This is a genomic window from Methylobacterium sp. ARG-1, assembly GCF_001262595.1.
Classification (GTDB): domain Bacteria; phylum Pseudomonadota; class Alphaproteobacteria; order Rhizobiales; family Beijerinckiaceae; genus Methylobacterium; species Methylobacterium brachiatum.
In genome coordinates this window covers 1-15,000 of the sequence record NZ_LHCD01000063.1, presented here as the reverse complement: position 1 = coordinate 15,000, position 15,000 = coordinate 1, and the positions used below count along the sequence as shown (strand labels likewise).

At 65.1% G+C, this 15,000-nt stretch carries 17 protein-coding genes; 7 read left to right on the top strand and 10 right to left on the bottom strand.

Annotation, left to right across the window (positions count from 1 at the left end; translation table 11 throughout):
- Nucleotides 1–385: 385 nt before the first annotated feature.
- Both AKJ13_RS32050 and AKJ13_RS31125 read left to right on the top strand, forming a co-directional pair.
- Nucleotides 386–634: a hypothetical protein gene (locus AKJ13_RS32050; RefSeq protein WP_160320641.1), complete on the top strand. Its 249-nt coding sequence runs from the start codon at nt 386–388 to the stop codon at nt 632–634.
- Between the two features lie 325 nt (nt 635–959).
- A complete protein-coding gene (locus AKJ13_RS31125) occupies nt 960–1,682 on the top strand; it encodes a helix-turn-helix domain-containing protein (protein ID WP_082317199.1) in 723 nt (240 codons plus the stop codon).
- Between the two features lie 228 nt (nt 1,683–1,910).
- Here AKJ13_RS31125 and AKJ13_RS29390 read toward each other — a convergent pair whose 3' ends face one another.
- From AKJ13_RS29390 to AKJ13_RS29375, 3 genes are all read right to left on the bottom strand, one after another.
- Nucleotides 1,911–4,109 carry a phage tail tape measure protein gene (locus AKJ13_RS29390; protein WP_050736484.1) on the bottom strand — a complete coding sequence of 733 codons (2,199 nt, stop codon included), beginning with the start codon at nt 4,107–4,109 and terminating at the stop codon, nt 1,911–1,913.
- 220 nt (nt 4,110–4,329) lie between these two features.
- Nucleotides 4,330–5,160 (bottom strand): hypothetical protein, encoded by an 831-nt coding sequence (locus tag AKJ13_RS29385; protein WP_050736483.1) that lies wholly within the window; start codon nt 5,158–5,160, stop codon nt 4,330–4,332.
- A 415-nt stretch (nt 5,161–5,575) separates the two neighbouring features.
- On the bottom strand, nt 5,576–6,166 hold the full coding sequence (locus AKJ13_RS29375; protein WP_050736481.1) for a terminase small subunit: 591 nt from the start codon (nt 6,164–6,166) through the stop codon (nt 5,576–5,578).
- 753 nt (nt 6,167–6,919) lie between these two features.
- Here AKJ13_RS29375 and AKJ13_RS29370 point away from each other — a divergent pair.
- The 3 genes from AKJ13_RS29370 (at nt 6,920) to AKJ13_RS31780 (ending at nt 9,277) form a co-directional block, all read left to right on the top strand.
- Entirely contained in the window at nt 6,920–7,624 is a 705-nt protein-coding gene (locus AKJ13_RS29370) for a recombinase family protein (protein WP_050736480.1), read from the top strand.
- Between the two features lie 173 nt (nt 7,625–7,797).
- Nucleotides 7,798–8,541, top strand: coding sequence for a DNA-processing protein DprA (locus tag AKJ13_RS29365; protein WP_082317200.1), 744 nt, complete (start codon nt 7,798–7,800; stop codon nt 8,539–8,541).
- A 226-nt stretch (nt 8,542–8,767) separates the two neighbouring features.
- The gene (locus AKJ13_RS31780; protein WP_144426448.1) at nt 8,768–9,277 is read left to right on the top strand and encodes a hypothetical protein; all 510 of its coding nucleotides are present in this window, start codon (nt 8,768–8,770) and stop codon (nt 9,275–9,277) included.
- 132 nt (nt 9,278–9,409) lie between these two features.
- Here the strand turns inward: AKJ13_RS31780 and AKJ13_RS29360 are convergent, their stop codons facing one another.
- The 7 genes from AKJ13_RS29360 to AKJ13_RS29330 form a co-directional block, all read right to left on the bottom strand.
- The gene (locus tag AKJ13_RS29360; RefSeq protein WP_050736479.1) at nt 9,410–9,751 is read right to left on the bottom strand and encodes a hypothetical protein; all 342 of its coding nucleotides are present in this window, start codon (nt 9,749–9,751) and stop codon (nt 9,410–9,412) included.
- A 215-nt stretch (nt 9,752–9,966) separates the two neighbouring features.
- Nucleotides 9,967–11,136, bottom strand: coding sequence for an AAA family ATPase (locus AKJ13_RS29355; RefSeq protein WP_160320640.1), 1,170 nt, complete (start codon nt 11,134–11,136; stop codon nt 9,967–9,969).
- Entirely contained in the window at nt 11,129–12,079 is a 951-nt protein-coding gene (locus AKJ13_RS29350; protein WP_050736477.1) for a toprim domain-containing protein, read from the bottom strand. The genes AKJ13_RS29355 and AKJ13_RS29350 overlap by 8 nt, the downstream gene beginning before the upstream one ends.
- On the bottom strand, nt 12,076–12,300 hold the full coding sequence (locus AKJ13_RS31775; RefSeq protein WP_144426447.1) for a hypothetical protein: 225 nt from the start codon (nt 12,298–12,300) through the stop codon (nt 12,076–12,078). The genes AKJ13_RS29350 and AKJ13_RS31775 overlap by 4 nt, the downstream gene beginning before the upstream one ends.
- Nucleotides 12,301–12,385: 85 nt before the next feature.
- Nucleotides 12,386–12,610: a hypothetical protein gene (locus AKJ13_RS29345; protein ID WP_050736476.1), complete on the bottom strand. Its 225-nt coding sequence runs from the start codon at nt 12,608–12,610 to the stop codon at nt 12,386–12,388.
- 734 nt (nt 12,611–13,344) lie between these two features.
- Nucleotides 13,345–13,995, bottom strand: coding sequence for a ParA family protein (locus tag AKJ13_RS29335; protein WP_160320639.1), 651 nt, complete (start codon nt 13,993–13,995; stop codon nt 13,345–13,347).
- 75 nt (nt 13,996–14,070) lie between these two features.
- A complete protein-coding gene (locus AKJ13_RS29330; RefSeq protein ID WP_050736473.1) occupies nt 14,071–14,304 on the bottom strand; it encodes a helix-turn-helix transcriptional regulator in 234 nt (77 codons plus the stop codon).
- 114 nt (nt 14,305–14,418) lie between these two features.
- Between AKJ13_RS29330 and AKJ13_RS29325 the strand changes: the two genes are divergently transcribed.
- Nucleotides 14,419–14,715 (top strand): hypothetical protein, encoded by a 297-nt coding sequence (locus AKJ13_RS29325; RefSeq protein ID WP_050736472.1) that lies wholly within the window; start codon nt 14,419–14,421, stop codon nt 14,713–14,715.
- A 13-nt stretch (nt 14,716–14,728) separates the two neighbouring features.
- Nucleotides 14,729–14,953, top strand: coding sequence for a hypothetical protein (locus AKJ13_RS29320; RefSeq protein WP_050736471.1), 225 nt, complete (start codon nt 14,729–14,731; stop codon nt 14,951–14,953).
- Nucleotides 14,954–15,000 lie beyond the last annotated feature (47 nt).

Genomic DNA, 15,000 nt, shown 5'->3' with positions numbered 1-15,000 from the left:
ACGCCCGCCAGGACCATGCGACCTGCCTCGTGCTGGCTGCTTCCTACCGGGTTCGCCTCATCCGCGCCGACGGCGATCCCGCTGACCTGCGCCAGCGCCATGCCTGGGCCATCGACCACGCCCGAGCCCTCCGCGCCCGCTTCCCCGGCGTCTTGAGCGCCCCGCGGGCCTGATCGGCCCCGACCGAGACCACCCCTTCAACACCATCGACCCACCGCCACGAGCCCATCACGGAGCCCGAACGATGACCCATGTCCGCATCCCCGATTTCAGCCAGCCCGTCCCGGTCCGGTTCGCCCCGGCTGCGCCCTCGAGCCTGGGCGCCGTCTTTGCCCGGCACGTCGCAGCCCGATCCGCTGCCCGCATCAGCTCGACGCCGGCCCGGATGATCGACGCCGAGACGGCGTTTCAGGCGGTCATCGACCGCGCCAGCCAGGTCGCAGCCGCTCGCGCCCCCACGACGTTGGCTGATCTCGGCTCGCTCGCGGTGGCTGTGGCACTGATGAACGAGTGCTGCCTCGATGAGGAAGCCGACGACGTACACGCCGGTTTGGCCGCCCTGATCCGCGGTATCCTCGCGGTGACAGGGGTCGATCTGCCGGCCGGCTTCGAAGGTCTTTCCGATCGCGGATGATCGAGCGGCTTGCCACGCCCCGTCGCTTCGTGCGGTATCGGGGTTCGCGGTCGGATCGCCCTCGCGGCGCGAGTCGGCCAAGTTCAGGAGACTACCAACGCCGTAGCAGCACCCTGAAAAGCCAACGGCCTCCCAGTCGCCAAACTGGAAGGCCGTCGAAATCGAAATGGCTTGTGTGCGGACAACTGCACTCCCCACAAGCCATGAGACGCCCCCAGGCGTCAAGCGGGAACGCCAATTCCCGCAACGATGAGGCTCGTCCTGTGGACAGTCGGTGCCCCCGCGCCGGCTGTCGCGCTGCTATGGCCCGACACAGGGCCGATCGATGTTCGCTTATGAGATCCGCCGACAGGCGGAAGCGGCCCCGCGCGCCGCACTGCCGGCCGTCACGGCTGCGCTGTGGCGCGCCTATGGTGAAGGGAAGGTCACGGAGGCCGAGGCCGAGACGCTGTCCAGCCTGATCGAGGCGCGACGAGAGACCTCAAAGACGGAAAATCCGTCATTGCCCCAGAACCGCGTAGGATTGCCCAGGCGGTCCGTTGGCTCTCGCCCGCGTACGGATGCTTCGATGGAGCGCCGTCGCCGCTGGGCGGCCTCCGGGCGGCTCCCGCCAGGTCTCGCGGCCCGGTTCACCCTGGCCGAGCAAGCCGTGCTGGCACTGATCGCGGCCGAGACCGCACGCAGGAAGGATTGCCGGCTGGCCGTGGGTCATCTCGCGGCCATCGTCGGTGTCGCCGAGACCACGGTCCGCAACGCCATCCGCGAGGCGAGGAAGCTCGGGCTGCTGACCGTCGAGGAACGGCGGCTGACGGGCTTCCGGAACGACACCAACATCATCCGCATCGTCTCGCCTGAGTGGACCGCCTGGCTGCGGCTGGCCCGGCGTGGCGGACTTTCATCGGTACAGGGGGGTGGGTGCAAATCCCCGAAGCGCACGCCTACTGAAGTTCTAGAATCGGGGAAACCGAGGGCGATGGCAGGGTCGCGAGGGAGAGCGGCAGGTGCGAATCCGTCAGAGCGACCAGCGTTGCGGACGGCAGGCGCGTGATCCCGCCACTCTGCTGTGGAAGGCGACGCGCCGGGATCACGCTGATGATGTGAAATGCTGCCGAGGGGCAGCGGGCGACCCGGTCCAATCTGGCCATACGAGAATCCGCGCGGGTGGTAGCGATCGGCCGGAAATCCGGCTGCTCTTTCAGGCCGCGACCAACCGGAAAAGTGGAAGTCAAGTTTTCTGGCATTCTGGATTACCAGCTTTCAGGAGGTCTGGACGGTACTACCGGATCGCCGATTTGATGCCCTCGAGGCCGAACGTGCCGACCGACTTCTGCCCCTGAACGACGAGGTCCGCGGTCTGACGCGCCTCGCCACCCTGGACGTTGAACGTGTTGTTTTGCGTCAGGCTGGCCGACCGGCTGTTGTGGGTCGGTCCGGTGAGCGGCGGTGCTTTGTCCGCCCCGAAGGCCGGAGAGAACGTCGGCCGGCGTGCCTCGGGCGCTTCCGCGACCTCCTTCCGGGTTGCCAGCGTGCGGGCGGCTTCATCGGCCTTCGCTGCGTCGCCCGTGGCCCGGTATACCGCTTGCCACCGCTCCCGCTTCTCGCGGTCCTGCGCGTCGCGCTGTGCTTCCGTAAGGGCGGTACGCGCTTTGGTAGCCTCGGCCTTCGCCGCCTCGATCCGATCCGCCTCGGCCCTATCCTGGGGTGACATCAGCTTGCCCATGTCTTTGGCGGCGCCGGCAACGTCCGGCTGCTGCGTCCCGGACGCGAGGAAGCGATCCGCGCGCAGGCTATGCGAGGCTCTCATCCGCTCCACATGCTGCGCGATCGTGCCGTTACCGTCAGAGGCGTTCTGACTCTTGTCCGGCCTGCCGCCGTTGATGGTGGCATAGAGCTGATTGAGCCCCATCCCGGGCTTGAAGCCGCGATGCTTGAGGTATCGAACAACGGCCGGCATCTGCTCTTTGAACGACTGCTGCTGATTGGCGTCATAATCTCGTTGTTCGGTCGGACCGAATTGGATAAGGCCAATGTACTTGTTGTTTTTTCCGCCTCGGATCGAAGGCGAAAACTTGCCGCCAGTCTCGTAGCTAATGACGGTCGCAAGATCTTTCGGAGACGTGCCGAGTTCTTTCGCGGCTTGCTTGAGAACGTCTGCATTCTCTCCGCTGAAATTATAGTTTGTCTTGTCGATTTCAGTCGCGCGCGCTCCGCGTTGGCGAATGCCTGCCCCGCCGCGACCACTGATCCCGCCCCCGTCATCTCGGTTGTGTGCCTCAGCTCCACCGCCGCCGAGAATACGCTTGCCGGCACGCCAAGCCCGGCGCGCCGCGTCGAACATGCCCCCGCTATCAGCCGCACCGGTATTCTCGTCGTCGGACCGGGTGATGACGCCGGGCTTGGCCGCGTTCAGTACGCCTCTATCAGTTGCCACCGAGGTCGCCAGGATGCCCGCCACGGCGGCGCCACCGGCCGTCAGCAGCGGGATCCCCAAGCGCAGCATCAGCGCGCCCCAGGCGGTCGAGACTGACGTGATGGCCCCGACGATGCGCAGGGCCCATGATCCAACCATGAAGGCCGCGAACAGCTCCATGGTGCCTTGCAGGCCGCCGTGCCCGGTGATCGAGCCGGCCATCTCGCCGATTTTCGCGATGACCGGGGCGAGTTCCTTCGCGATGGCGATGCACGCCTTGGCGAAGTCGGTTGCAGCAGCTCCGATCTGCACGAGCCCGTCGCGAATGGCGTCCGGGTTCTGCCGGATCCACTCAATGATCTGATCGACGAACGCCTTCATCGCCGGGGCGAGCTCGGACAGGATCTTTTCCGAGACCAGGGTGACGACCATCTGCAGCCGCCGAAGCGACTGCATGAATTGCTGCCCCTTCCGTGCCGCCTCGTCTTGGTTCATCCCGATCGAGCGGGCGTATTCCTCCTGTTCGTGACGCAGGCGCGCGAGCAATTCGGGCTGCTCCCGCATCGCCCGCATCGTGTCCTCATCGACGCCGAGCTGCTGCGCGTAGCCGAGCGCGACATACGTCGGCATCTTCTGCGTGACGCGGCCGAATTCCTCGAACAGCTTGGTGGTGTCGCGCAGCTTCCCGGATGCATCACGGGTCCGGACGCCGATCGCTTTGAGCATCGACTCGGCGCCGGGATCCGTCGCCAAGCGCCGGCCGAAGTTCGACAGCGACGATTGCGCCGAGCCTGCTGAGGTGCCGAGCTGCGATAGGGCATAGGTCATCGCCCGGAGGCTGCTGACCGACGTGTTCGCGCGCTGTGCGGTGTAATAGACGCTCTCGAACCCGGCCGAGATGCTTGCCACCGCTTTCGCGATGGCGATGGCCGCCCCCTCAAGCCCGCGGGCGAGCAGGTCGGCTTGCAGAGTGGCCGAGCGGATGGCGTCGGTGAATTTCCGCTCGGACGAGCCGTCAACCTTGAACCCGACCGAGACGAGGAAGTCTTTGATGGTCTCGGCCATAATTACACCAGTCCATTTAGAGGAAAGGCGCGCTATCCAGCGGGCCGGTCTCGGTCATTCATCGGGAGGTGCCGGCCCGCCAAGGAGGCCATCCAGGCGGGCCGGTGGGTGAAGGTTATTGGCGGCACCCCCACCTGGCCGCGGACCACGCCGTTCGCCGACGCGGCCTTACCGACTGCGGCCGAGACCCCATCAGGGCCGCCGTCGGCAATCGGGGAGGTCAGTCGCCGAGGGGTGCGACCGTGCTCTGCGCGTCGCTCAAAAGCTGAACCCGCAGTTGGGCCCACCGCTGGACGCCCGGGGTTCGATCGCTGATGCCGAGGGGGATTTTCTTGGGGGTCAGCGCCTCGCGGAGACCGGCGGGGCGGTGGAGGTCCCCCGGCAACGCCAGGAACAGCTCGGACAGAGTAAGCCGCAGCTCCAAGGTGCGTTCTTCGAGCTCGACGACCTCCCGGGCCATGGCGGCGGCCTGAGCGAACACGACCTTGTCACGGATCAGCTCGGCCTCGCGCAGCAGCTTCTTGACCCCGGTGATGGCGTTCTCGTGCTCGATTTTCAGGTTGGCCAGCACCGACTCGACCACCTCGACATCAACCTTCGCGGCGGCTTCGACGGCGACAGCCGCGGAAACGGCTCCGGAGTCCGGACGGGCGTCGGTGTCATCGGACTGCAACCACGCCTGCATCGCGACAGCCGCCTGCTGGCGGGCCGCCGTCGTCTTGGCGACTGCCACAGCGTGTCGGCCCTCGGCGGCGCCATGCTCTCGGAAAGCGACGCTCACGCGCGCGGCGACGGCAACCTCGGCCTCGCGAGCATCTGCCAAGGCGGTCAGGGCATCCGCGAGGGCAAGGCGAAGCGCGGACTCATCTTCGACGACCAGCTTCGCGGGAGGGGGCGGGGTCCAGAGCGGTTCGGCCGTCCGGACGTTGCCAGCCGGCACCTGTTCAGCCGAGAGCGCGCTGGCCGCCTCCGGCTGCTTGGCGGGCCGGTAGAACGCCGCCGAGAGCTCTCGCACGCCGGTATCGGGGTTGGTGGTGAGCTGAAGTTTCATGATGGTGGCCTCTCTCAGGAGATGGTCCGTCGTCCGACGGTCCGGGGTGGGGGTCAGGGAGTCGGTCGCTTCCAGACCGCGGCGGCGCGCGCATTCATCGATGCCGGAGTCGGGGCATTGCCCGGACCGGCCAGGCCAGCGTCCGCGGTGAACCCCTGCGGTAGGACCGGCTTGCGGCCCCACGCCTTGGCATTGCCTGCCTCGATCGATGCCGAGGTCGTGACCCCGCCCAGGACCGCCAAGGGCGCCGGCGCATGATGGTCGCCGCCACAAGCACAATCGGCCGTAGCGTGGACAGCATGGTCTGCCGTCTGGGTAAACACCCGTGACGTGCGACCATTAAGGCGGAGACGTTCTTTCATCTGCGCTACAGCTTCGGTTTTATCAAAGTTGTTCCAGTTAAACATAGTAATTACTAGCCTTCATCAAGGGTGCGGCGGTAAAATTCTCCGGCTTCCTCGGACGTCATTCCGCGCGTGATGGTCTCGACTGGACCTTCGCCAGTCGGTCCCGTGTGCGCGAACTTCTGAGCGACCCCAAGGTGGCGGCCGAGTTCGGTCAAAGCCGCGACCTTCGAGTGCATCTTGACCGACAGGCCATCCTTGGTCTGACGGATCTCCGCGATGGCCGCGGCAGCCGACGGGTTCAAGCGAGCCCATTCGGTGAGTGAGACCTGGGTCTCGGTCCGGGTCAGAGGCACGCCGTCGTCATCCACATCGCCCGTCTCAACCACCACGGATTTCCAGGTGATGATCTCGCGGATGTCCGTGAACGCGATGCGGCCGAGCTCCCCCATGGCCTTCGCCTTGGTGATCTTGGATAGGGCCTCGGCCTCGGTCCGGATGTCGTCGATAGCCTTCCGAACGGCAGGATGCTCGACCAGGTCCGGCGCGCTCTCGGGGGAATAGCCGGCTTCGATGCAGCTCGCGGCCGCATTCCCGATTGTCGGGCCGGACGTGTAGGCGGCGACGAACGCCAGTTGCTTCGGGTTGCAGTCGAGGGTCACGGGGCTTGCTCAGCGATGGGAGGCGCCCCGGCGCCCGATGTGATGGATACGACCCGGCCCTTCCTGGCGGCCGGACGTTTAGGCGGCTGATCCCCCATGGCCCGACGGGCGCGTTCCAGCTCGCAGGCCATACGTGCGAGAGCCAAGCTGTCGACGGCCTCGCCTGCCGCGAGCTTTCCTAGCGTGATCTCCTGTTGGACGCAGAGGCCCGCGTACGCACGGCAGGATGATTGTACCTCGATAGACAGGTTTTCGAGCCCGCCACGATCGTTGAACAGACGATCTAAGATATCCTTTAGCCGCCTGTACTCCGCTGTCTTCCGGCTTGTCCGTGTCAGGAAAGGCTTTCGGCCGTTTGTAACGGCGGACTTCAGCTTGCTCGACTGTGTCATGCCGATCTCTCGGGGGTGGGAAAAGGTCGAGCCGATCCCGGACAATCCCGGACAAATGCCATCCGAGCACCTGCATCGATCGAAGGATGGATCGGACCTGCATCCGCATACGACCGAATTGCCAGCGCCGATGAATGTCTTAAGCCTTTGCAAGCAAAAAGCAACGACCGGCGATCGAAGATACTTCGATATGCCTTAGTACCGCGCCCGTTATGCTTACGATGATTGTCTGTGATCTATCTCCAATGACTGTCTGTGGACAATGTTGATCTCAGTGTTTCGATGACGAGCGTTGACAAGCCGATTGAACACAAATCCAAACGGACGTATGGTTTCGTAGTCAAACGCCGTCGAGGCTATCGTGACCGCCATCGTGCTTCCGGCTCGGACCCCCGTCGTCGCCTATGTCCGCGTCTCGACAGACCGGCAGGGCAAGAGTGGGCTTGGCCTCGCGGATCAACGCCAGCGGATCGCGGAGTTCGCGGACCGCGAGGGTTTCGAGGTCGTCGCGACGCTCGAGGAAGTCGAGACGGGCAAAGGTGCCGACGCGCTGGACCGCCGCCCCCAACTTGCCAATGCCCTTGCCCGCGCCCGTAAGCTGAAATGCCCGGTCGTCGTCGCCAAGCTCGATCGCCTGTCGCGCGATGTGGCGTTCATCGCCGGGCTGATGGCGCAGCGGGTGCAGTTCATGGTGGCCGAGCTCGGACGGGACGCCGACCCCTTCATGCTGCACATCTACGCCGCCCTGGCCGAGCAAGAGCGCCGGATGATCTCGGCCCGGACCAAGGCAGCCCTGGCCGCGAAGAAAGCGCAGGGGACCAAGCTCGGCAACCGGACCAACCTCGACCAGGCCGGGGCGCTTGGCGTCGCCTCGATCAAGGCCGATGCCGACGCCTTCGCCGCCACCGTGCTGCCGACCATTCGAGAGCTACAGGCCCGGGGCGGCACCCACCGTTCCATCGCGGCTGAGATGAACGGCCGTCGCGTCCGTACGGCCCGTGGTGGCGTGTGGAGTGCAACGCAGGTAGGGCGGGTGTTGGGGCGCCTCGCGACTCCGGCATCGTGATCGACAGAACGCTGAATTGGCCTGCGGATGCCCGATCTTCGCCATAGACCATGAACAAAACAAGAACTATAAACTCACTTGTGGATAATCCGTTAGGATATCTTGCGGTAGCTTGGCCTTGTCCGAGTCCTGACTTGGTTGGCACATCGAACGCGGGGCGAGCGGTGGAGACGATGCCGGCGAGAGCCGAACAGCGCGGGGAGCGAGGCGGTACGACCCGCAAGCGCTACCGTCTGTCCGTCCCCGCCGATCGGATCGAGCTGCAAGACCTCATCCGGTCGTCCGGGCGTACGGTGAAGAACGACAAGCAGTTCGACCTCCTGCGCAGCTACGGCACGCGGGACGCCTTCGTGCACTACGCGGGAGACCTCACCCTTCTAAACGGTAAAGCGGTGTCGATCGTCGGCACGCGTGAGGTGTCAGAGGAGGGCGCGCGCCGCGCGGCTCGCCTGGCGCGTGAGCTAAGCGCCGCTGGGATCCTCGTCGTCAGCGGTCTCGCGAAGGGTGTGGATACCGTTGCCCTCTCCACGGCGATTGAAGCTTCCGGACGCACCGCAGCGGTGATCGGCACGCCCCTTCAGAAGGCCTATCCCGCCGAGAATGGGGCGCTTCAGACGGAAATCGCCGAGCGGCACCTGCTGCTGTCGCCGTTCGCAGAAGGCGAGGCGGTGTTCAAAGGCAACTTCCCCAAGCGCAACCGCGTGATGGCGCTCCTGTCCGACGCCACGGTGATTGTGGAAGCCTCTGACACGTCCGGCACACTGCATCAGGCGGTCGAGTGCATTCGACAGGGCCGGTGGTTATTCATCCTGCGCTCTGTCGTCGATGACGCTAACCTGCAGTGGCCTCACCGCTTCCTCAAAGAGGAGCGGACGGTCGTGTTGTCCAGCACGAACGACATCATTTCTCGCCTCTGAGTCGCGCAAAGCCGAGTCCATGGATGAAATCCATCGACAAACCCGAGGTTGCCGATAATCTGGCCTGAGGGATCTGCGGCACGCCAAAAAAATGACGGCTCTGATAATTCACTCCTCTTGCGAGTATCTTATAGCGGGCGGGACTTGGAGAGACGAAGATTATAAGGCTCGCGGTATAGTAAAAAGCGTCAAGGGTGATGATTTCAATGGTTATTTCGAGTTGACCGTGGAAAATACCCTGAGAAAATTCAATAAAGATAACATGGACAAAGTCCTAAATATAGCAGGACAACATCTAGCAAATCGCCTCGCCGAACTGACGCGAGACCGTGTGACTTTGGTTCCTGTTCCCAACAGCCATGCCTGCGTAGGGAAAACACCCGACTTCCGGACTCTAAAATTAGCGGAAGCAATAGCAGCAAATTCTAATGGTCAAGCGGTAGCTCAACCTGCTTTTTTATGGCGAAAGGCCAAGGAGCGACAGCACCAAAGCACGGGTTACCGGCACGCATCACAGTTCATACCAAACTTGTACGCAACAGCTCCTGTCCGTTCGCCGGTCGTCATTATCGACGACATGGTCACGTCAGGGTCGCAGATGCTGGCGTGCACGTACCTGCTACGGAAAGCAGGTGTGGAGGTCCCCTTCGGCATGGCTGTGGGGCGGGTCAGTTATGTGCAGACCTCAACGACGCTGGCTTGGTCGGAGCAGACGATCGAGCAACACATCTTGTGATCGCCAACCGGATGCGGCGCGAGACTTCGCACGAGAAGCCCCAGGACGGCCGCGAGCCTCGTTCCCGGTGTGTTCCTGCTGCCGAGCCCTCGAACGCCGCCAGCGGGCCGGATTTCGCCAGGAACCGGCATCCTACCACGGGCGGGTTGCCGCATTGGTCTCGCGGGGCCGCCCTGCCCCACCGGCGCCCGGGATTTCCGGGTCGATAGCGCGGCGATACTCCGCGATGGCTAACATGGCCTCGTGGACGATCCGGGGCCGCATGCCGTCGCGAAGGATCAGGGTGTTGAAGTCTTGGAGCACCATGATAGCGACCATCGCCTTGGATGGCAGATGCCCGGTCACCGCCGATCCACCGCCGTGGAAGGCGAAGCCATCGCTCCACCCGGTTCGGTCAGGCCAGGGACCGACCTTGACCTGACCCACCGTCGAACGGTGCCCCTCGGCCTCGCTTCGCGGGGTCCAGGCGATCATGGCCTCGAGATACCGAAGCCCCTTCCGCCGCGATCGTGGTCCGGGCTTGTCACGGTCGGATCCGCCATCCTCGAAACTCAGCCCCGCGTGACAGGCGTGACACCGGGGGCCCCCCTTAAGGGGGGTGCCCCGCGTGTCACGGTCCATGTCACGGTGACGGGGGGCGTGACATGCGTGACATTCTTCATTTGTCACGCATGTCACGGTTGTCACGGCTACGCTTTCCATAACCATTCCTCCCCGTCCCAAGTCGCCGTCGTGAACCCGTGTTTCGGGCAGGCCGACAGGGCACGCTTGAGAGCCTGCCGGATCGTGTTCGCGGCCTTCTCGCCATCGGTCTCGCCGGTTGCATAGCGGCGCCGGAACTCCGGCCGCAGTTCCTCGACGGTGATCGCCTGGACCGTCGCCCCCTGGCCCCGAACCTTCACGTCGCGGCTATGGGTCAGCATGACCTCGTCGAAAGCGCCCTTCAGCGCCACGATGGGGAGCGGATCCTTCTGCGGCGCCTTACGGGTTGAGGGCGGCGGCTGATCGAGGGCCGGATCGATTACGCAGGCGCCGAAAGGATCGCCGTCTTCATCGATACCAAGTTGAGTAAAACGCAGTGAAAACGCTGCAATGGGGCCTTCCTCACCGCAGCGTGTCTTTGCAAGGTTGAGCGATCGGGTGGTGACCTCGCCGGTGACCTGATTGCGATCAGCCAGCACGCTCAACACCGCATCGGCACCGCCGCGGTAGGCCGAGGATCCGCGCAGGCCGGTTTCCTCGCTCTTACCGTAGTGGTGGACGGGCATCACGAGGGCACCCAACGGCTCGCCGAGCATTCGCATGTGCCGAAGGGCCTGCTGCGCCTCGGCGGCATCATTCTCGTCTTTCAGGGCGAAGGCAGCGGCCAGAGTATCGATGATGATGACGCCAAGACGAACGTCAAACATCTTGCGCATGCGGGCGTCTACCGCTCGGATCTTCGGGAGAAGCCCCTTCACCTCCTCGGGGTCCGCGAGGTTGGGAACCGCGCCCATCCAAGCGATCGGCAGGTGTTCCCCGCTGGCGCGCGCCTTCCGGGCCGCCTCGATCCGGCCTGCGAGCGTCCCGGCGCCCTCCGCGGCCAGGATGAGCGTCCCGACCGGCTCGACGATGCGGCGCCCGAAGAACGGTTGCTCGGTCGCCAGGGACACCGCCAAGTCAACGGCGGTGAAGGTCTTGCCGGCTCCGGATTGCCCCCCGAGCATCGCCACGCCCTCGGCTGGCAACAGGTGCTTGACCAGGTAGCGAGGCGGATCGGCAGGCACCTCGCCGTCGAAGGTGAAGCCGAACAGCGGCTCGCTGCCGGTGGGCTCGGCCGGCATACCGTGCTCGATCGAGTAGCCCGTCGCGTTAGCCATGGTGCGCCCCCTTGATGAGGTCATTGAGGTCTGCGCCGGGGGCGTCCGGCGTGATGAGGAAGGTTTCCCGTTGGGCGGCCTGCCACCGGGCGGCGCAGGCGCGGGCGGCGCGCAGGCCTGCCGGGTCGTGATCGACCGCCATCCAGAGGCATTCGATCCCGGAGAGAACCGGGAAGGTCTCGACGTTGCCGGCCGAGATGAGGGACCACACCGGCGAGCTGCCGAACTCAGGGGTTCGCCAAAGCGAAAGGGCAGTCTCGATCCCCTCCCCGATCCCGAGGCAGGTCGTGACCTCGGAGTCCGCCGTGAGCTTCACGGCGCCGCCCGCCACCGCCCCAAGGGCAAGGCGGTCGTGTCCATTCACGACGACCTTGCGACCGCGATCGTCGAGGGCGGTACGGTGAATGCCGATCGGCGCATCCGTCAGAACGTCCCGGACCAGGGCAACCATGGCGGGCACAGTCGTCTCGCCAAACGGGCATCGCGGATGGAAGCGGAGCACCGCTCCCGCGATCTCGTCCGAGAGATCAAGGCACCGACCGCCGAGGTACGCATCGACGGCCGTGCCGCGCGGGTCGCGCGCCTCGTCCCATGTCGAGAGGGCGCGATCGCGCCGCCGCTTCGAATTGACCTTGGCGGCCCGCTCGTCGCGCTCGCGGGCCTCCTGGCGGCGGCGGGCTTCGCCCGGGTCGATGACGCGGGCGGTACGGTGCCGGTCGCCAGCGAGCCCGAGAAGCCCCGCAACGTGGTCGCGGCAGAAGCGCCAGTCGTCGCCAGCGAACGAGTGGATAACGAAGCCGTCGGGGTGCTCCGCGGATGGGCGGACCGACAGGTTGCGGTTGCGCGGGCCGCGGCCAGGTCCCGGGCACAGAACACCGCTGCCGGCTACCTCGCCGCCGAGCGTCCGGGCGAGCTCGCGGAGGGTCAGGGAATGGACGCTCATGCGAACCCCCCATCCGCCAGGATCTTGCGGACGATCTGCACAACCATCAGACCCCACCCGCCAGTAACGACGGCGATCTCGATGATGAATGCGCCGCGCTCCACTTGAGCGAGGAGTCCGCGCGGGGTATGGTGCTTGCCGAAGTCCGCTGCCGAGCAGATTTTCTCTGAATGGGCCTCCGATGCGGGAACATCGGGGGCCTTTTCCGTATGGGGTGACATGGTAGCCCTCGCAGGGGCAGAGACCGGCTCTGATGAAGTCGCGGTGATCCTCGAGCGGCCGACCGCCGAGGCAGTGCGGCTCGGCCTACGCGGCGTCCGAGACGTGTTGCTTCGCAGCCTGAGCAGCCTCGAACGCGGCCAAGTCCGAGACCCGCCAGTAGCGATGCCCGGCGATCCGCAGGGCGGGCGCAGGGAAGCCGATTTCCCGACGGGTGATCCAGTTGTGAAGCGTCAGGCGGGTCACGCCGAAACGCTTCATGATGTACCCAGCCGGACGATAGCCGTCAGCGTTGGTGTCCGAATGCTGCATCTGCTGCCATCCTGTAAAGAATGGCTGAAAATATACACGGTCACGACTTGGATACAACGAGTACGACCGACATTTTTCACTTTGAGCAGGCTCTGAATATATCGACGAAAGTCTAATTACATCGTTGACTTCTAATTGGCTTGACCGGCTTTCACAGTGAAACCCCGTCGTGCCGGCCGCTCGAGCCGACAAGCGAAGTCAAACCTGCATCAGATCCGCCAGCAATCCGGCAAGCTGGAATTCTGGCAAGCCGGTATCGGTCTCGCCTGGCGGGGTGCCCGCGGCGATCTCCCATGATGAAGGGATCCGAGGATCAGGGTATGGATGCGGGTCAGCCGGGGTCCCGCCCGGCCGACCTGCGGGAGCTGTCGGCCGTCACGTCCCATGTGGCAGCTCGGCGGCTCCCCTCCCCGGCGGGCAATATGGGCGCGACCCACATCTAAGCCGCCTGGATTTCTGGAATGCCCGAAACCTGGCATTCCAGCATGCTGGTAATCCGGCGAGCGTCTCGGGCTAGAACCCGCGCAGGTAGGCGTCCACCGCAGCGCTGTACGCATCCTCTACAGACACCCCTTGTTGGGCGGCGAGAACCTTCATCGCTCGAGCCTGGCGCTGGGTTAGGCGGGTCGTGACCTTCACCACGTCCGAGTCCGCACGCGCTGCCCGATCTCCGGAAGTCTGGCTTTCGGGCATGCTGGCTTTCGGGCGTTCTGGCCGACCCTTCAACACGCTGCTCACGCCTTCACTCCCACGCGTTCCGCCAACCACGACCACACCGCCGAGAACTCTTCCACCGCTCGCCCATCCGACCCGCTGGCTCGATCCGCTTCGAACACCGTCGAGCCAGCGCTGTACGTCGCCGAGACAATCTGCCGGAGATGGATGGCCTGCGGGCACACCTCGACCCCGGACTCGCGGAACAGCGTCATCAGGTCGGCGGCCGGCTTGGGCGACGTAGTCGGCGCCTGGCTGACCACGGCCCCGAACGGCTTGCCGGCGTCCGAGACCCGGGACTCTGTTTCCCAGAACGCAGCCGTGTCCTCGCCGCTTGGCCGGCACGGGATCACCACGAAGTCCGACAGGGCGACCGCGTTCGCGCTGTAGGCACCCTCGAACGAGCCAGGGGTGTCGATCAGGACCAAGTCGGTACCGTCGCCCCGTAGCCGCTCGAGCGTCTGTTCCACGTACCGCCGCTGCGTCGAGGTCTCGCCAATCACAGTCGGCTCGCGCCCTCGCGTCTGCCCCCACTCGCGGAGCGTGCCCTGCTGATCGCAATCGACCACGACGACCTTGTGCCCCGCCCGCATGGCCGCCACGGCGCAATGCCTTGCGATGGTGCTCTTAGCCGTGCCGCCCTTGAGCGACACGAACGAGACGACTTTCATGGAAGAAATCCGGAATTCCATTTGTCGGGAATGCCGGATTGCCAGAAATCCGGATCTTTGACTATGGCGCGCGGGTCACGTCGGATCCTTACGAACGAGCTTCACGCCGGGCTCGCCCCCGTTCGTGAACGCGATCCCCGCCTCTTCGAACACCCGCCGAATGGCGTCGAGCGTCGAGGCCTTCGGGTCTGACGCGCCGCGCTCGATGTTGTTCAGCCCCGTCACCGACATGCCGGCGCGCTTGGCAATCTCAGCCTGCGTCAGCCCGAGCATGGCCCTGGCACCGCGGATCTGTTCGGGCTTCAACATGGCTTGACTATAACCCGAGGCGAGAAATTATCAACTGCGGTGTTGACTTTCACAATCGAAGTGGCAATCTCAAGTCGAGTTGATGCCGTATCAACTCCGATTGAGGCATTCCCAATGTCAAACCGTCGCCTCTCCTGGGTCGCCGCACTCCGCGACATCCGTGATGACCGGGCCAAGATCCCGCCCGGTCTCCTCGCCGCCAAGGCGTCCATCAACCTGACCGTCCGCTATGGCCGCCGACCGCTGTTCGCCGCCGGCAAGTTTGATCGGTCGTCGATCATGCATGCCGCTGCCAAGGCCGCCCGCCTCCACCAGGCGCGGTATAGCTGCACCTGGGCCGAGGCCATGTCGGTGGCGCTCAAGGCCGCCTGGGGTGCCGCGAAGCTCGCCCGGCACATGGCCTCGCATTGAGGGCAGGTGCGCGATGAACCACGCACTTCCCCTCGTTCTGCGTTCGCCAACCCGGCGCCTCACCCACGCCCGCCAGGACCATGCGACCTGCCTCGTGCTGGCTGCTTCCTACCGGGTTCGCCTCATCCGCGCCGACGGCGATCCCGCTGACCTGCGCCAGCGCCATGCCTGGGCCATCGACCACGCCCGAGCCCTCCGCGCCCGCTTCCCCGGCGTCTTGAGCGCCCCGCGGGCCTGATCGGCCCCGACCGAGACCACCCCTTCAACACCATCGACCCACCGCCA